The sequence below is a fragment of the Campylobacter showae CC57C genome, from assembly GCF_000344295.2.
GTDB lineage: Bacteria > Campylobacterota > Campylobacteria > Campylobacterales > Campylobacteraceae > Campylobacter_A > Campylobacter_A showae_B.
Genome location: NZ_AOTD01000013.1, coordinates 1 through 17,166, shown reverse-complemented (window position 1 = coordinate 17,166; position 17,166 = coordinate 1). Strand labels below are relative to the sequence as shown.

Sequence of the window (17,166 nt, the reverse complement as noted above, 5' to 3'; positions counted from 1 at the left end):
TTTTATCGGCTCGCCGCGCCCGATCTGGATGTCGCTCGAGCTGAGAAACAGCGCATGCCCGCCTAGCTCGTTCATCCCTACGTCAAAGCTCACGCGCGTTCTGGTCGAGCTTTTTTCAAATATCATCGCCAGTTTTTGATCTTTGAGATACGGCTTAAAATCTCGCGCCTTTGCCTCTTTTTTTATCTGCAAACCCAAATTTAAAATTTCGATGATTTCATCTTTACTAAAATCGTTTAACGTTAAAAAGTGCCGCATTTTGCTCCCTTTAAATTCCCAAATTTTACTGCAAATTTTCAAGGCGAAGTATCGCGAGATAGATTTGCTTGTTTTGAAGTAAATTTCGTCCCAAGATAAGGCACGCAGCCTATCGCAGGGCGAAATTTGCGAAATCAAGCAAAGATACTCGCGAGACAAGCCGCTATTTTCTTAGTAAAGCGGCAGCTTCTTTGGCGTGGTAACTGATTATCAAATCCGCCCCCGCCCTCTTAAATCCTACTAGCGTCTCCATCATCACGCGCTCGTAGTCGATGACGCCGGCTTTTGCCGCAGCTTTTAGCATGGCATATTCGCCGCTCACGTTATACGCGCAGATCGGCAGTCTCGTCGCTTCGCGCAGATCGCGGATGACGTCTAGATACGCCAGAGCCGGTTTTACCATCAAGATATCGGCCCCCTGCGCCTCGTCCTCCAGGCTCTCGCTCACGGCTTCTAATCGGTTTGCGGGATCCATCTGGTAGCTTTTTCTATCGCCAAAGCTCGGCGCACTCTCGGCTACGTCGCGAAACGGCCCGTAATATGCCGAAGCAAATTTGGTCGAATACGCCATAATCGGCAAATTTTCATATCCGCTCAAATCCAGCGCTCCGCGCAAGGTAGCGATGATGCCATCCATCATACCGCTTGGAGCGATCATATCGGCTCCGTTTTTGGCGTGGATCAGCGCTTGCTTGGCCGAGATCTCCAGAGTCGCGTCGTTGTCGACGGTCTGGTGGACGTGATCTAAGATACCGCAGTGGCCGTGATCGGTGTACTCGCAAAAGCAAAGATCGGTTATCACTACCAGATCTGGAAATTTATCCTTTATCGCTCGTAGCGCGGTCGCTATGATGCCGTCATCACTCAGAGCGTCGCTGCCTACGCTATCTTTTAGGCTCGGGATTCCAAACAATATCACCGCTTTTATGCCTAAATTTCGCACGATTTCGCACTCTTTTAAAATTTCGTCCAAACTCATCTGAAAGACGCCCGGCATTGAGCTTATCTCTTTTTTCACGCCTTTGCCTTCGACGACAAAAAGCGGATAGATAAAATCGCTCGCGCAAACGCTAGTTTCGCGTACCATCTCCCTGATCGCTGGATTTATCCTGAGTCTTCTAAAACGTTTAAACATAATTTTCCTTTTACTTCGCTACAATTTACGCCTAGTGTAACATAATAGGAGTTAAAATTTTATGAATATCGAGCTTTCAAATACGGCAAATTTACCCTCTCGTTTCGGGATATTCGAGATAAAGGCATTTAAGGAGGGAGAGAAAGAACATTTAGCGATTTACAAAAAACCTTTCGGCGAGGTCGTAAACGTCCGCATCCACTCCGAGTGCCTAACGGGCGATGCGATCGGTAGCCTAAAGTGCGACTGCCGCGACCAGCTAGAAGCCAGCCTAAAATACATCGAGGAGCACGGCGGCATGGTGATTTATCTGCGCCAAGAAGGGCGAAATATCGGCCTACTAAACAAAGTAAACGCCTACCACCTGCAAGATGAGGGCCTTGACACCATCGAGGCAAATCACCAGCTAGGCTTTAAGGCCGACGAGCGCACGTACGAGATCGTGGATTTTATCTTAAAGCACTTTGGCATCGAAAAGATAAATTTACTAACCAATAACCCAAAAAAACTGTCCGGGCTAAAATGCGTGCAGATCGTCTCTCGCGTGCCGATCGTGATACACGCGAACAAATTTAACGAAAACTACCTGCGCGTAAAAAAAGAGCAGATGGGACATATGCTAGATGAAAATTGACCTGCCGAGGGATTTTGACGCGCAAACGGCAAAATTTAGCGAGATTTTGGCTAAATTTAACCGCGTGCACAGCCTAACTAGCTACAAAAATTTAAACGAGCAGATAGCCGATAGCATAGCTCCGCTTGAAATTTTCCCGCAAATTTTGGACGCTAAAACGGCGATCGATGTGGGCAGCGGAGCGGGTTTCCCCGCGATATTTCTCGCGATGATTTTAAGGGAGTGCGAGTGGCATCTCTTTGAGCCTAGCCCGAAAAAATCGGCGTTTCTAAGCTACGTCAAGGCCGAGCTAAATTTAACCAACATCCGCGTAAAATCTTGTAAGATCGAGGACGGAGAACCCTTCGCGGCGCAGCTAATCACGAGCCGCGCACTGATGAAAACGAGAGATTTGCTTGGGATTTGCGACGGTTTTTTTGACGCGCAAACTCAAATTTTACTTTATAAAGGAAGCAGCGTGCAAAGCGAACTAGACGGGCTCAAAGCTCAAATTTGCGGGCGCGGCAACCGAAAATACGTACTTATAAAGGGCGGCGATGTTATTTAAAATTTTGGCTTTTTTAGCGGTTTTAATCGCGATTTATTTGATATTTTTTAAAACCCGCGTAAAAGGCGGCGCAAAAAAAGAGGACAAAGATGCCGAAAATTTCGTCGAATGTAAAAAATGCGGCACCTTTATAGAGGCTAAAGACGCCGTAATAAGCGGCGGCGGTTATGTCTGCGAGGACTGCATAAAGGATAAAAAATGAAACTAATCGGCCACGAGCTAGTGCCGTACGAGCCGCTGTTTTGGCGCGAAAATGCCCAGCAGATCGAAGCAGGCAAGCAAAATTTGTTTAAATTTGACGCAGCAGCGATAAAGCGCGCGCAGGAGCTCGGCGCCCAGTTTGGCGTCGAGACGGAAAACTTAGACGAGATCATCGTCGCAAACGCAGCCGGAGCGAAATTTATCGTCGTGCCTCGCGAGCTTGCCGGCAAAGCGGCAAAGCTAGCGCAGGATTATCTATTTGACGCTCAAATTTGCGTTATCATAGAGAGCCAAAGCGAGCTAGCCGTGCTTAGCGAGACTGGCGCGGACACCGCGATATTTAAAAACGCCGTAATAGGCAAGGATAAACGGTGATAAAATTTCCGCCGTTATATCTGAAATTTTTAGAAAATATCGAGGGCGAGGAGCGCGTAGACGTTTTTAACGAAGCGGGAGCGGGTGCGTATCTATACGGGCGCGCAGCTCTAGCCGAGCGAAACAAAACCTACGAAGTAGCGCTTTACGAGCCAAATTTTTATATGATAGGTCAAGATGGCGACCTGGGATTTTTTATAAAATTAAACTCGGACGGCGCTATTTATTTTAACGATCTAGGCGCGCTGGGCTCGGCTCCGATGCGCATAGCGGAGCGAGATATTTTCGCCCTCATAGAAAAGATAAAAGAGGGCGGCGAGATATTTTTGTAAAATTTTACGAGTAAAGGAAACAAATGGAACTTTTTAAAACTGCATTTTTGATGACGGTGCTGATGCTGCTTTTCGTAGCCGTGGGCGGCGCGATAGGCGGCACTAGCGGTATGATGGTCGCATTTTTAGTTGCGCTTGGGATGAATTTCTTTTCATACTTTTTCTCTGACACGCTCGTGCTCAAGCACTACCGAGCCGTACCAGTGGACGAGGCGCACGCGACGGGGCTTTATCAGATCGTGCGCGAGCTTTGCGCGAAGGCAAATTTGCCGATGCCAAAGATCTACATCATCCCAGAAGCCGTTCCAAACGCCTTCGCCACGGGTCGCAACCCGAGCCACGCCGCAGTGGCTGTGACCGAGGGACTGCTAAATATACTAAACAAAGACGAGATCGAGGGCGTGCTAGCTCACGAGCTAAGCCACGTGCGCCACTACGACATCCTAACGGGCTCGATAGCAGCGGTGTTTGCGGGAGCGATCGCGATACTGGCGAATTTCGCGCAGTTTGGCGCGGCAAACCGTCAGGGCAAGCAAAATCCTCTAATGCTAATCGCTCTAGCCGTCATCATGCCGCTAGCAGCCACCATCATACGCATGGCGATCTCGCGGGCGCGGGAGTTTGAGGCCGACAGGGGCGCAGCGATGATAACGGGCAAACCCCAGCACCTAGCCAGCGCGCTGCGAAAGCTCGAGGACTACGCGCGCGGACGCGTGATGGCAAACGCCGACGAACAAAGCGCGCATATGTTTATCATCAACCCTTTTAGTGGCGTAAAAAGCGCGCTGGGCTCGCTATTTCGCACGCATCCAAGTACCCAAGACCGCATCGCCGCGCTAGAAAATTTACGCTCGCAACTAGATGGCGAAAACGGCGTGAAAGAGTATTTTAGAAAGTAAATTTGACGGGCGAATTTAAGCTTTCGTTTGGCCCGTCAAATTTAAGCGAAATGGCTTGAGCGTTAAATTTAACGCTAAATTTAACCCTGCGTCGCGTCAAATTTAGCCGTACGCGTCAAAATAAAAATTTATCAAAAAGGCAAAATATGAAAATAGCCGTAAACGGCACGAGCGGATTTATCGGCGGCGAGCTTTGCAGATTTTTTAGAGCCGAAGGTCACGAGGTCGTAGCCATACCGCGAGCCGCCTACGCAGACAAAGACGCGCTCAAAAACCTCATCGGCGGCTGCGATGCGGTTATAAATTTAGCAGGCGCTTCTATCGCCGCAAGGTGGAGCGAGGCGTATAAAAAGCAGCTTCGCGCAAGCAGGATAGAGACGACTCGCGCGCTGGTTTGCGCTATAAACGAGCTAGAAAATCCGCCCTTTTTCATCAGCGCTTCGGCTGTGGGTATCTACGAAAACGGCCTTAGTCACGACGAGAGCTCGGTCAAATTTGACCGCGGATTTTTGGGCGAACTAGCATGCGAGTGGGAGAGCGAGGCCGCCAAAGCGCGGACGCAAACGGCGATATTTCGCCTAGGCGTGGTGCTGGGGCGAGGTGGCGCACTGGCTAAGATGCTGCCCGCATTTAGGCTCGGTCTTGGCGGAAAGCTCGGTAGCGGAGAGCAGGCGTTTTGCTGGATTCACATCGCTGATTTGCTGGAAGCGTTTAAATTTACTCTACAAAACCGTCAAAGCGGCGTCTTTAATCTCGTTTCGCCACACCCTAGCACCAACGTCAAGTTTACTCAAATTTTAGGCGAGGTTTTAGGGCGACCGACGTTTTTTAAAGTGCCTAAATTTGCATTAAATTTGATGTTTGGCGAGGGATCCGTCGTGCTGCTTGAAGGAGCGAAAGTCTATCCTAAAGCCTTGATGGAGAGCGGATTTAGCTTTAAATTTGACGATCTAAAAACCGCGCTTCGGGATATTTTGAAGTAAATTTAAATAATTTTGCCTGCTTAGCCAAATGCTCCGCTTCGGTTTTTGCAAAATGCGGCTAGCGCAAACACAGCGTAAATTTGACGCCGCTACGAAAATTTAGCCGCATAGAATCTCGTCCGATTTTATCGCAAATCCAAATTAAAAACGCCGTCGTAGAGGCATAAAGCAAATACGGTAGCGCCTTAAAACATAAAATGCTTTGCCCACTGATATGGCAGGCTGCAAATCGGTAAGCAAAATTTAGCAAACCTGACGCTTAGGCAAAATTAGCACGATCCGCCCAATAAAAAAGCGATAAATTTTTTGACCGCCAAACGATGTCTTAAATTTACAAAACCGCGAGCCGATATTAGCCAAAAATTCGGCGCAAACTTTGAATCAGGCGGCAAATTTACGTTTTTGAAGATAGCAGACTAAGCTCATAAATTTGGAAAGCTAGCTTTTTGCCGCTAGTTCTGCGCGCAGAGTTTGCTATCTGCGCGCTCAAGCGGACTGCGAGAAGTTTTACTCAAACCGCCTCGAGATGCTAGGCGAAAGCTTAGTTAAAACATCATAACTGATCGTGCCGAAAAAATCCGCCCAAACGCGCGCATCGTCAAATACGCAAATTTTATCACCCGCGTCTTCGCAGCAAAAGCTATCCATCGACATTTTGCCAAGCAGTCGCTGTCCGCCGGCCGTGCGCAGCTCGCCCTCGCCCGCATAGCGTAGCAGTCCGTCGCCGTAGCCCAGGTCATAAACGGCGATTTGCATATCCTCGCTCGCGCAAAATTTAGCGCCGTAGCCAGCGCATTGCCCTTTTTTTAGTACTCTACCGCTAACTTTATGCGCCCAGAGCGACGCCACGCGCTTTAACTCCAAACTCTCGTCAAACTGCGCATATCCGTAGGCGGCGATGCCCACGCGCACGCACTCGTCCGCTAGCTCGCCGAAACGCTCGGTTGCAGCTGAGTTATGCGAGTGAAAGGTCAAATTTGAACCACCGCAAATTTCGCGCACCGCAGCTTTTGCCGTGGCAAAATTTTGCCTCTGTACGAAATAATCGCTACTAAGCTCCTCAGCACTTCTAAAATGCGTAAATGCACCGCAAATTTGCAGTCCGTGTGCCAAGGCCGCCTCGCACGCCGCCCGCACCTCATCTACCGCGACGCCGTTTCTATGCATGAGCGTATCGACGGCGATATGCACGCGCGCGCCTTGTTTAAATTTAGCAATCAGCGAAATGTCGTTTATAGCGTAGATAAATCGCTCGCTCTCGCCGCCCGTAGGGATGTGCGAAAGGATGAGGATATGCTCGAAAAAGGGCTCTAGCTCGCGCGCCTCGGCTTCGTTTTTAACCGCGCAAAATTTGATGCCGTAGCTCGCCGCCTCGCGCCCCACGAGCACCGCTCCGTGCCCGTAGGCATTGTCTTTTAGCACCAAAATCACGCGATCTTTGCCGCCGGCTTTGGCGCAAATTTTGGTTAGATTATGGATGTAGGCGGATCTGTTTAAAACGAGTTCAGACATTGAAATTTACGCCAAACGCCTCGTAAACGTTAGGAAGTAGCTTCCTAATACTATAATCGTAAGAATAAAATTTAGCGTAAAGCGCCTTTAGATCGGCCTCTTTAACCGCCGCGAAATCAAACACGTCCGTGCCCGCAACCTTTGGCACCTGGTGGTCTAGCTCGGCGAAAAACTCGCTCCTAGCCTTTAAAATTTCCTCGATTTGATTTTTTACTATTTCTTTTTTTTCTTGCATTTACTTCTCCGTTAAGATTTTAAATTTATCTTTATCTAGCCGCACGTAGAGCTCTTTTTGCCCCTTAAATTCGTGACTAGGCGCAGTATAATCCTCGTCAAAAACCACTCTAAAAAGATTTTGTCCTTTGACGTTCGGGTACGGTGTCACGCTAAAATTTGAAGCTTTTATGCTCTTTTTTTCGTTTAGCGCGAAAATTCTCTTTTTATTTTCGGCAAATTTAGCCCTCGTTAGCGCGTTTTTGCCCTCTATCTTTACAAATTCGTCCGCATAAAAGCCGAGGTAAATTTTAGTCTCGTTATCTCGCCACGCCTGCAGCCACTCGTGCAGATGCGCCAGCACGCGCGCTACGTCATCTTTGCTAGCGTCCACCTTTTGGCTTTCGCTGATTATCACGACACCATCGCTGCCGATCAGTTTGCCGAATTTCACCAGCGCATCGTTGTTAAACGCTACGCAGCCGCGCGTTTTTACTTCATCCTCGCGTTTGCCTTTCATTGGCAGACCGTGTATCCAGATGCCTCCGCCCGTTTTTTGTGCGGCCTTATCGTGGGCGTTCGGGTACGATAGCGACATCGCAAGCGGTCCGTAAAAGGGATCGGGCGGCGTAAATTTATCCGTGACGTCGTAAACACCGACCGGAGTTTTTAGGTCGCCTTCTTTAAATTTATCCCCACTTTTGCCCGTTATCACGCTTTGAGAAAAGATTTGCTCCAGCGCGCCGCCTGAGTACTCGAAGCTTTGCAGGGTTTTTTGCGCTTTATTTATGACGATGATTTTGGTTTTAGCCTCGTAGTAGCCGTACCTGACATCGGCTGCGCCTAGCTTTTTTAGCCAGTATTTAGCGCCCGTCAAATTTGCATCCGCTAAAGCCTCGGCGAGTAAAATTTGAGAGTATATAATAGAAAAAATGAAAAATATAATCAACTTTTTAAACAAAATTTCAATCCGTGTTTCAAAATGAGCTTGGATTATATTATTAATTGGCTTAAATTTTAAAAAAATAAAATTTTAAGCTACAAAGGGATATGATAAGTCACACCAAAAAGTGAAATAAATTCTCAAAAAAGGAAAGAAAATGAAGAAATTAGTTGCATTTGCCATTGCATTGTCAGCATCTTTTTGCTTTGCTGATTACGTTCTTATCAGTGCGGATAACGCATACGCCAAAGCCACTCCGCCAAACGTCAAAAACAGCGCAGTCTTTATGGATATCACAAACAATATGCCAAAAGCCGTAAGACTAATAAGCGCAAGCACAGATGCCTCTCAAAGCGCCGAACTTCACACGCATAAGCATGAAGACGGGATGATGAAAATGGTACAAATAGATAGCATAGAGGTACCGGCTGAGGGGTCGGTGAGCCTAAAACCGGGCGGCCTTCATATAATGCTAATGGACGTAAAAAAGCCAATGAAAGCGGGCGATAAAGTAAATTTAACTCTTAAATTTAGCGACGGCAGAATAGTTGAAGTGATCGACATACCGGTTAAAAATTTAGAAACTTCCGGACATGCGCATTAAAATTTTATAATGAAAAAAATTCTTATAATTTTAGTCCTTCTAGTCGGTGTTTTGGGTACTTCGGCGTACCTGTTTTTTAAACCGCAAGCACAAGAGGACTTTTTGAGCGCAGAGGACGTGGGGGCAAATTTAACCCCGCTCCCTTGCGATATGAACGCCGAGCACTCCTGCGGCGTAGAGTTTCGCGGCAAGACGGTTAAATTTAGCCTCTCGCCAAAGCCCGTTTACACGATGCAGCCCACGATCGTGCGTATCGAGGGGCTAGAAGGGTTTAAAAACCCAAGCCTTGAGATCCACGGCGTAAACATGGATATGGGCGTAATCAAGGCTGAAGTCGAAAAACGCGACAACGCCTACGTATCAAATGTCGTGCTAAGCGCGTGTCTGATAAACATCATGAGGTACCGTTTCGAGGTTCTGGAAAACGGCAAAAGAAGTGGACTTTATATAGACTTCGACTTGCATCAATAGACGCAAATTTTACTTAAAAGGGCGGATGATGAAAAAGCTTATTATCGTACTTATACTGATTTTAATGGTTCTTGGCGCAGGCTATCTCGCATTTTATTCAAACAAATACGCCCCTAACGGTCAGAGCGCAAATGTTGCCGAGGGTCTAAAAAATTACGATTTTACCGGTAAGGGCGCAAACGGCGCGGTGAGTCTAAAGAGCTTTGAGGGTAAAAATAAGATCATATACTTTGGCTACACCTCGTGTCCGGACGTCTGCCCCGCAACTTTAGGTATCCTTTCAGGCGTCTTAAACGAGCTTAAAAGAGACGATATCGTCGTGATTTTCGTTACTCTCGACCCGGAGCGCGACGAGCCAAAAAACGTGGACGAATACGCAAAATACTTTTATCCGGACTCATACGGCGTCGTAGTAAACGACCTACCGGGGGTCGCTAAAAACTACGGCGTAAAATACCAAAAAGTCCTACTGGAAAAGTCTGCCATGGAGTACTCCGTCGCACACAGCTCCTCGCTCTACGTACTAGACAAAAACGGTAAATTCGTCGCCGAGATATCCAATCTAACGGCGCAAAACATCAAGAAAACGCTGGAAAATCTGAAATAATAACAGCTTTATTATTTAGTTGTTATGAGTGTTACGTTATAACACAGAGATATTTTTTTATACTCAATTATTAACGATTTTGATTTAAATCAATATACTTTAAGCCTTCCGGTTGTATAGTTTCATTAGTAGAAAATTTAAATTTGAAAGACTTTTATGAAAATTATAGCGCTCGTATGCGCTCTATTTGTTTTCTCCTTCGCAAGCGATGTTAGCGCTACGGCTAGCATCGACGTAAAAAGCTGCGCCCATAGCGAGCAGAACAAAACCCTAGCCGTCTACGATGCTAAAAACTCGCTAAAAATACTTAATCAAAAAGACTTAAAACCCATTAACAAATTTGACTTTAAAACAGACGAGATAACCTCGCTAGCCTTTGATGGCGCAAATTTATACGCAGGATTTTCAGGCGGAGAAATAGCTAAATTTAGCGAGGATTTTAGCTCTTTTGTCGGTATACTAAATCTTTCAAATTTAAGCCTTGATGCGCAGGTAACGCACCTTCACGTCGCAAACGGCAAAATTTACGCGGTCGTCGGCAAAGACGCCTTTGTCGCATACGACGTTGCGTCAAAAAAGCTGACATGCGCGAGTCTTAACGGCGCTTACCGTATCGCGACCTGTCAAATTTTAAACGGCGCCGCGCTGATAACTAGCTGGGATAGATCGGTTTTTGCCGTAAATTTAAGCACCATGAAGGCAAAAAATCTAGGCAGATTAAAATCCGTAGCTCTGAGCGCGGCGGAGATAAATTCAGGCGTGATTTTCGGGCTTGCTAGCGGCGAGATAGCGAGCCTCAAATTTGACACGGAAGCAAATTTAACGAGCAAGCAAACGGGTACGACAAATTTAGATACCGAAGCAAATTTGGCGCAAACAAACGGCAAAGACAACTCTAGCTCAAATTTAACCGCCGTCAAAAACGCGCAAAACAAAGCGGATTTAAATTTGACTAACAACGAAACAAACGCAAATTTGAAGGACGCAGAAATTCAAATTTACAAAATCTCAAATTCGCGCGTTAAAAGCCTACTGGTCGTGCAAGATAAAGTTTATATCGGACTTGGAAACGGCGAAATTTTACGAAGCGACGCCGAGTTTAAACAGATAGAAAAAATAGGCAAAAACTCTGACGCCGTGATAAAAATTTTTAACGACGAAGATAGCGTCATAGCCGTTAGCATAAACGGCGAGATCCAAATTTACAAGAAAAAATCTTAGGAAAGGAGATTTTCAATGAACAAACTACTTAGTTGCGGTATCGTTGCGGCTGCGGGCCTCGCGTTTTCCGTTAGCAGTGCGTGTGCGACGGATAGCGATTTACAAGCTATCATGAAAGCGCGCGGTCTAACGGAAAAAGACGTCCTGGCGGCTGCTAAAACGTATCAGCCAAGCGGCAAGAAGGACGACTATATCGTCTTCTCATCAGGAGGCCAAAGCGGACAGGTAATGGTTTACGGCGTGCCTTCAATGAGGATTTACAAGTATATCGGCGTCTTTACGCCCGAGCCTTGGCAGGGATACGGCTACGACGAGGAGTCTAAAGCCATCCTAAAAAGCGGCGCCATCAGAGGCAAACAAATCACGTGGGGCGACACTCACCACCCTGCTTTAACCGAGAAAAACGGCGAATACGTCGGCGATTATCTTTTCATCAACGACAAAGCCAACCCTCGCATCGCGGTTATAAATTTGCACGATTTCGAAACTACTCAAATCGTCGTTAATCCAATCGTAAAAAGCGAACACGGCGGCAGCTTCATCACTCCAAATAGCGAATACGTTATCGAAGCGGCACAGTACGCGGCTCCGCTAGATAACGGCTACCACTCGATAGACGAGTACGAAAGCGCATACCGCGGCGCGGTAACGTTTTGGAAATTCGACTATCCAAAAGGCAAGATAGACGAGAAAGCATCCTTCTCGCTCGAGCTTCCTCCGTATTGGCAGGATCTAAGCGATGCCGGTAAAGGTGAGAGCTTCGGCTGGGCGTTTACAAACTCGATAAACTCCGAGATGTATACGGGCGGTATCGAAAAGGGCTTGCCTCCTTTTGAAGCGGGCGCTAGCAGAAACGATACGGACTATTTACACGTTTATAACTGGCAAATTTTAGAAAAACTAGCTCAGGATAAGAAAAACTACATGGAGATAAACGGCCATAGAGTAGTTACCATAGACGCCGCGGTTAAAGCCGGCGCGCTATTTTTGATCCCGGAGCCAAAGAGCCCGCACGGCGTAGACGTCACTCCTGACGGCCGCTATATCGTAATCGGCGGCAAGCTAGATACTCACGCGACGGTTTATGATTTTAAAAAGATCAAAAATTTGATCGATAAAAAAGAGTTTGCCAGCACCGATCCGTACGGTATCCCGGTGCTTGATATGGCAAAGAGCTTGCAAGGACAAGTAGAACTTGGCCTTGGACCTCTGCACAACTCTTTTGACGAAAAAGACGGTATCATCTATACCTCTCTTTACGTCGATAGCCAGATCGTAAAATGGGACTATAAAAATCTAAAAGTCCTAGATAGGATCAACGTCCACTACAACATCGGACACCTTGATACTATGGAGGGAAAATCGTCAAAACCTAAAGGCAAATACGCTATCGCTCTTGATAAACTTTCGATCGATCGCTTTAACCCAGTAGGCCCTCTTCACCCGCAAAATCACCAGCTTATCGACATCACGGGCGCTAAGATGGAGCTTTTATACGATATGCCGATACCTCTTGGCGAGCCTCACGACGTAGTTTCTATCGCGGCTAGCAAGCTAAAACCGGCCACTACCTATACGATGGGAACAAACTCTCGCACGGGCAAAGAAAGTCCGTTCGTAACTCTTGCCGGACAGGAGAGAGTCGAGCGTAACGGCAAAAACGTAACCGTTTACGCTACGATGATCAGAAGTCACATCAATCCTGAACACATCGAGGTAAATAAAGGCGACAACGTAACCATCCACCTAACGAACCTAGAGCGCGCCCAGGACGAGACGCACGGCTTTACCGTGGATCTTTACAACATCCACGCCTCTTTAGAGCCGGGTAAAACCGCAACCGTAAATTTCGTAGCGGACGAAGAGGGCGTATTCCCTTACTACTGCACAGAGTTTTGCTCTGCGCTGCACCTTGAGATGATGGGTTACTTGCTAGTTAAAGATCCGAACAAAAAATACGAATCCGCCAAAGCAAGCAAGCTAAAAACCCTAAGCCCGGAAGCTCTAAAAGCCGAATACGATAAAGTAATCGCTACGAACAAAGCTACCGACGAGGTTATCCAAAGCGTCGTTACGTATCTAAAAGAGAAGCATTACGAAAAATATCCTAAGGTAAAAGAGCTAGTTACGGACGCGCTAGATCAATACGGCAAAATCCCTGAAGCAAAAGCAAAAGCCGACGAAGCCTATAAAAAAGGAGACGTAAACGGCGCGATACTATGGGAGTACCAAGTATGGCAGTATATGGTTAAAACCGCAGACGTCGGCCTAAGAGCTAAAAACAACCTAGCTAAAGAGATCGCCACGCCTATGAGCCCGGCTGCCGCCAAAGGCGAGGAAGCCTATCTAAAAGGCGGTTGTAACGGCTGCCACGTCATCGGTCAGGTTAGCTCGGGTCCAGATCTAACCGGCGTTCTTTTGCGTCACGAAAACGGCGAGAAATGGGTGTTTGACTTTATCAAAGATCCAGCTAAATTTTACGGCGACGAGTATATCAAGTCTATGATCGATTACTTTAACCTAAGAATGCCTAATCAGCACATGAGCGATCAAGAGATCAAAGATATCATCGAATACCTAAAATGGATCGACGAAAACGCAGGAATGTAATCAAAATTTGATTCGGGCTTAGCGGTCCGAATCAGTCCGCTAAATTTGAGGCTCGGCGCGCGTAACCCGAGCCTCCTACGTTAAATTTAAAAAGTGTTTTGCGAAAAATTTTTTAAATTTAATAAAGGAGAAACGATGAAGAAGTATCAAATTTACACTATTATCGCGTTAGTCTTGATGACCGTTTGTTTTACGATTCCGGTGCTGGGCTTTTTTGGAGCCAAAGCCAAGATTGCCGCGGGCGAGCCGCTCGCCGGGTATTCGTATAAAATTTACGACCTTTACACCTCGTTTCAGTATAAAAATCACTTGATGCCAGACGACGTAAAAGCCAGCCTACAAAAAGCGATCGAGCAAAAAGCCGAGATCGGCACGCCCTCTTTTCCTATCTGGTACGTCGCGCTTGAAGCGCCAAACTACCCAAAAGACGCCTTTCCAGACGGTATTCCGGTTTATTTTCACGTTGACGGATACAGCGGTGACGTGCACGAGATGAACACCATAAACCACTACATCGGCATGTATCCGATGGAGCACGGCGGCAACGTCGAGCGTGCGATTGCGCCTTATTATCTGCTCATTTCCACGCTTTGCATGCTAGCCTTTTTATACTACGACGGCAAATTTAACTCCCTGCTCATGGTGCTTCCGACCATCGCTCCGCTGCTTTTTATGGGCGCATTTGCGGGCTGGCTATACTGGTACGGACACAATATGCAAGAGTGGGGCGCGTTTAAGATAAAACCGTTTATGCCTACCGTGCTTGGCGACGGCAAGGTCGCGCAGTTTACCACGCACTCGTATCCTAGCATAGGATTTTGGGTGATGATGGCTATGAGCGCGCTTTGTATCCTAGCCGTATTTTCAAAGAAAAAAGAGCTCAAAGACGCGAAATGAAATTTAAGCTTTTGCTCTTTTGCGCGCTAAATTTGACGGCCTTCGCTGGTCCGCTGCAAGACGCTATAAACGCCGCCGACCCAGGCGACATCTTGCGCCTAAACGACGGACTTTACGAGGGAAATATAATCGTAGATAAGCCGCTAACGATAATAGGCAAAAGCGATGGCGCCGTGATACGAGGCGACCGCAAATCAAGCGTGATAAAAGTAACGGCAAAAAATGTCAAGCTTATAAATTTTAAGTCGCAACACATTAAATTTACTCTATTATAGCAGTTAAATCTTTAAACTGCGAGGTATAGACATGAGTGAAATTTCTTTCTATTTTGAGGAAGGTGATTTCGTGTTAAAAGCCAGTAGAGTTGTTAAAGCCGAAAAGAGCGGCACGCTTGTCTTTCGAAACAAAATGAACTCTGTGTTATTCCCGGTTAATTTCACGGCTAGGGATTATGATATTTTCTTTACTATCTGCTGGTATGCAAAGCAGATGGGCTATGTTGAAAATGCCAAATTTATTGAAATGCCTTACTCTGAAATTTGTAGATTTATGCCGTCCGGCCTGAATAAAACCAGATTTAACGATGAAGTAAAGAATTTTAGAGCCAAAGTTCTAGGGCAAGACGGCGCTGCCATCTATAGGAGTGTCGAAATTACCGAAGATGATGAAATAACTACCGTAGGCGTATTTTTTACGGATATTCGGATTTTTAGAAATAAGCAATCATTAAGTTTTAGATTAAACCCGGTTGCTCTTGAGATTTTATTCAGTACCCTTAAATTTATGAAAATAGATTTAAACGACTTTGTTGCGATTAAGGGCAAATTTGCCAAGACTTTATATCGACTCCTGCATCAATACGAAAACGTAAAAGCCGATAAAGACGGCTTTAAGTGTGTAAATTTTAATAGAGACGACTTTGAAAGATTTATGAGTGCACCGGCTAAATATAACGCTTCCGATTTGGATCGCTTTGTAATTAATCCGTCTATAAACGAATTAAATGAAAGCTATTTCAAAAAACTTCTTTTTGAGAAAAGAATAGCTGACGGCAATAAAAAAGCGGTGGTCGGCTACTCGTTCAAATTTATTTTGAATGAAAAATCAGAAAGAATAGGGGCTTAAAACTGCGCCTCTTGTCGCTTTAGGCGCATAACCCTATTGCTTTGATCCTCATCGTCACTTACAGGGCTTCTAGGGACTTAAAATTATTTTAAAACAATGCATTCCCGGTACAAATAAATTGTCGGGTTCTGCGCTATCCTCTTATTCTCATAGCGATGTATTCGTCCGTATCTAGGTCGTAGTTGTTCGCTTCGGCTTTAAACTGCATCAGTTCGTCAAAGGTAAAAATATCCTTTAGCTCGTATGTGGCTAAAATTTTAACGTCTGAATACGTCAGGATGCTTACTTCTAGACTCTCTGCGATCTGCCTTATTTTCTCTTTCTTGGAATCACTTACGAATACGATATAATTTTTTATATGCTGCACGTCCTTTGGATCGTTTGGCTGCGGCGCCTCGATAAGCCCCATTTTAAACCGCACAAACTCGCTCATGCTGGTGTTGAACCATTTGGCCTGATCATAAATTGTTATCAGCACATCGTCTTTTATATGCGGTATCGGCGTCGTTAGGGCAAGCTCTATAAATTTGGCCAGCGTATACGTCGGATATTTTTTTCGTATTTTTACGGCCAGTTCCTTTGAGAATTTCGTCCCTATCGCCACTTTGCTCTTTTTTGCCGGCGCTTCTTTTTGTGTGTCCGCCCCAGCTATAAATTCCTCTAGCTTGTCCGTAGAGTTGCTTGCTCTTTTAAAGTCCATTTTCTTCCCTTTTATTTTTTAAAATTCTAATCTCTTAATCTTAATAAAAAATAAAATATTAAAAATTAAGATAGCATTATTTTTAATTTTTCGCAAAACTAAAAATAATAAATTTCCTAAATTTATACTAAAAAAACGATAAAATGCTTATTTTTACCCTTTTAAAAATATCTCTTCGCATAAGTTTTTGATTTCTTGCTCCGCCTTGTTGCCGTCATTCATCTCGACTACGCCGTAGCCTAGTTGTGTGGCTATTTTGTAGCGCTCGCGCTCAAATATGATCGTGCCCGCTAGCCTTATGTAATCCTCTTGAAGCTCCTCGATAAATGCTTTCAGGCTGTCTATTTTCTTGTATAAAAACGGGTTGGTCGAGGCTCGGTTTATTACAATATAGGCTTGCAGCTTTTCGTTTTGCTCTTTGGCCATTTTTACGATATTGACCATTTTGTCTAGGACGCTTACGTCAAACTGGCTTGGAATGGTCGGGATTATCACGATGTCGCTTAGAGCGATGGCTATTCGCATCTCTCTGCTATCTCGGCCGCCCGTGTCTACGACTATGTCTTTGCCGCGATCCACGTTTTGCAGAAATTCCTTTAAATTTTCGCCGTATTTGTAAGCAAAATCAAATGCCTTTGGATGCCCCTCTTCGTTTCGTATATTTAAAAACGTGGCGATCGACTTTTGCGGGTCGGTATCCAGCAGCAAAAGCGACTCGCCTTTTACCATGCCTTGATTTATGGCTATGTTCGTGGCAAGCGTACTTTTTCCGCTACCGCCTTTTTCGTTGCAGATCGATACTATCATCATCTCTCCTTTGTTTGCGTAAAAATTTAAAATGATTATATCGTCTTAAACTTAATAAATAATAAAATATATATTATTAAAATAATATCTTG

21 protein-coding genes and 1 pseudogene are annotated in these 17,166 nt (G+C 45.7%); 15 read left to right on the top strand and 7 right to left on the bottom strand.

Annotated elements, in window-relative coordinates; genetic code table 11:
* A pseudogene (locus tag H740_RS00845) lies at positions 1 to 258 on the bottom strand (ornithine carbamoyltransferase); the annotation flags it as partial.
* A 163-nt stretch (positions 259 to 421) separates the two neighbouring features.
* The gene (gene hemB / locus H740_RS00840; protein WP_002950375.1) at positions 422 to 1,393 is read right to left on the bottom strand and encodes a porphobilinogen synthase; all 972 of its coding nucleotides are present in this window, start codon (positions 1,391 to 1,393) and stop codon (positions 422 to 424) included.
* A 61-nt stretch (positions 1,394 to 1,454) separates the two neighbouring features.
* Between hemB and ribA the strand changes: the two genes are divergently transcribed.
* From ribA to H740_RS00805, 7 genes are all read left to right on the top strand, one after another.
* Complete coding sequence (gene ribA / locus H740_RS00835) at positions 1,455 to 2,027, top strand: GTP cyclohydrolase II (RefSeq protein WP_002947626.1); 573 nt, start codon at positions 1,455 to 1,457, stop codon at positions 2,025 to 2,027.
* Entirely contained in the window at positions 2,017 to 2,574 is a 558-nt protein-coding gene (rsmG, locus tag H740_RS00830; protein ID WP_002950374.1) for a 16S rRNA (guanine(527)-N(7))-methyltransferase RsmG, read from the top strand. Before ribA ends, rsmG begins: the two co-directional genes overlap by 11 nt.
* Complete coding sequence (locus tag H740_RS00825; protein ID WP_002950373.1) at positions 2,564 to 2,776, top strand: PP0621 family protein; 213 nt, start codon at positions 2,564 to 2,566, stop codon at positions 2,774 to 2,776. The genes rsmG and H740_RS00825 overlap by 11 nt, the downstream gene beginning before the upstream one ends.
* Positions 2,773 to 3,150 (top strand): hypothetical protein, encoded by a 378-nt coding sequence (locus tag H740_RS00820; protein ID WP_002950371.1) that lies wholly within the window; start codon positions 2,773 to 2,775, stop codon positions 3,148 to 3,150. The genes H740_RS00825 and H740_RS00820 overlap by 4 nt, the downstream gene beginning before the upstream one ends.
* Positions 3,147 to 3,482: a hypothetical protein gene (locus H740_RS00815; protein ID WP_002950369.1), complete on the top strand. Its 336-nt coding sequence runs from the start codon at positions 3,147 to 3,149 to the stop codon at positions 3,480 to 3,482. The genes H740_RS00820 and H740_RS00815 overlap by 4 nt, the downstream gene beginning before the upstream one ends.
* A gap of 23 nt (positions 3,483 to 3,505) precedes the next feature.
* Complete coding sequence (gene htpX, locus H740_RS00810) at positions 3,506 to 4,381, top strand: zinc metalloprotease HtpX (RefSeq protein WP_002950367.1); 876 nt, start codon at positions 3,506 to 3,508, stop codon at positions 4,379 to 4,381.
* Positions 4,382 to 4,527: 146 nt separating this feature from the next.
* A complete protein-coding gene (locus H740_RS00805) occupies positions 4,528 to 5,364 on the top strand; it encodes a TIGR01777 family oxidoreductase (RefSeq protein ID WP_002950365.1) in 837 nt (278 codons plus the stop codon).
* Between the two features lie 507 nt (positions 5,365 to 5,871).
* On the opposite strand, the gene H740_RS00800 is transcribed toward H740_RS00805, so the two are convergent.
* Genes H740_RS00800 through pgp2 form a run of 3 tightly spaced genes read right to left on the bottom strand, consistent with a single transcriptional unit; the run spans position 5,872 to position 8,050 of the window.
* Positions 5,872 to 6,876: an alanine racemase gene (locus H740_RS00800; RefSeq protein WP_002950362.1), complete on the bottom strand. Its 1,005-nt coding sequence runs from the start codon at positions 6,874 to 6,876 to the stop codon at positions 5,872 to 5,874.
* Entirely contained in the window at positions 6,869 to 7,111 is a 243-nt protein-coding gene (gene cmeU / locus H740_RS00795) for a CmeU family protein (RefSeq protein ID WP_002950360.1), read from the bottom strand. Before cmeU ends, H740_RS00800 begins: the two co-directional genes overlap by 8 nt.
* Positions 7,112 to 8,050: a cell shape-determining L,D-carboxypeptidase Pgp2 gene (pgp2, locus tag H740_RS00790; protein ID WP_002950358.1), complete on the bottom strand. Its 939-nt coding sequence runs from the start codon at positions 8,048 to 8,050 to the stop codon at positions 7,112 to 7,114. It lies immediately after the preceding gene.
* Between the two features lie 139 nt (positions 8,051 to 8,189).
* Between pgp2 and H740_RS00785 the strand changes: the two genes are divergently transcribed.
* The 8 genes from H740_RS00785 to H740_RS00750 all read left to right on the top strand — a co-directional run bounded on the left by H740_RS00785 (position 8,190) and on the right by H740_RS00750 (position 15,567).
* Entirely contained in the window at positions 8,190 to 8,636 is a 447-nt protein-coding gene (locus tag H740_RS00785) for a copper chaperone PCu(A)C (RefSeq protein WP_002950357.1), read from the top strand.
* Positions 8,637 to 8,645: 9 nt separating this feature from the next.
* The gene (locus H740_RS00780) at positions 8,646 to 9,107 is read left to right on the top strand and encodes a hypothetical protein (RefSeq protein WP_002950356.1); all 462 of its coding nucleotides are present in this window, start codon (positions 8,646 to 8,648) and stop codon (positions 9,105 to 9,107) included.
* 28 nt (positions 9,108 to 9,135) lie between these two features.
* Complete coding sequence (locus H740_RS00775) at positions 9,136 to 9,714, top strand: SCO family protein (RefSeq protein WP_002950352.1); 579 nt, start codon at positions 9,136 to 9,138, stop codon at positions 9,712 to 9,714.
* A gap of 156 nt (positions 9,715 to 9,870) precedes the next feature.
* On the top strand, positions 9,871 to 10,935 hold the full coding sequence (locus tag H740_RS00770; RefSeq protein ID WP_002950350.1) for a hypothetical protein: 1,065 nt from the start codon (positions 9,871 to 9,873) through the stop codon (positions 10,933 to 10,935).
* Positions 10,936 to 10,950: 15 nt separating this feature from the next.
* Positions 10,951 to 13,545, top strand: a complete 2,595-nt coding sequence (gene nosZ / locus H740_RS00765) for a Sec-dependent nitrous-oxide reductase (RefSeq protein ID WP_002950349.1) — start codon at positions 10,951 to 10,953, stop codon at positions 13,543 to 13,545.
* A 135-nt stretch (positions 13,546 to 13,680) separates the two neighbouring features.
* Positions 13,681 to 14,442, top strand: coding sequence for a hypothetical protein (locus H740_RS00760; RefSeq protein ID WP_002947648.1), 762 nt, complete (start codon positions 13,681 to 13,683; stop codon positions 14,440 to 14,442).
* Entirely contained in the window at positions 14,439 to 14,717 is a 279-nt protein-coding gene (locus H740_RS00755; protein WP_002950348.1) for a hypothetical protein, read from the top strand. Before H740_RS00760 ends, H740_RS00755 begins: the two co-directional genes overlap by 4 nt.
* A 31-nt stretch (positions 14,718 to 14,748) precedes the next feature.
* Positions 14,749 to 15,567 carry a replication initiation protein gene (locus H740_RS00750; RefSeq protein ID WP_002950347.1) on the top strand — a complete coding sequence of 273 codons (819 nt, stop codon included), beginning with the start codon at positions 14,749 to 14,751 and terminating at the stop codon, positions 15,565 to 15,567.
* Positions 15,568 to 15,700: 133 nt separating this feature from the next.
* Here the strand turns inward: H740_RS00750 and H740_RS00745 are convergent, their stop codons facing one another.
* The gene (locus tag H740_RS00745) at positions 15,701 to 16,267 is read right to left on the bottom strand and encodes a hypothetical protein (protein WP_002950346.1); all 567 of its coding nucleotides are present in this window, start codon (positions 16,265 to 16,267) and stop codon (positions 15,701 to 15,703) included.
* A gap of 153 nt (positions 16,268 to 16,420) precedes the next feature.
* Positions 16,421 to 17,074, bottom strand: coding sequence for an AAA family ATPase (locus H740_RS00740; protein ID WP_002950345.1), 654 nt, complete (start codon positions 17,072 to 17,074; stop codon positions 16,421 to 16,423).
* Positions 17,075 to 17,166: the final 92 nt, after the last annotated feature.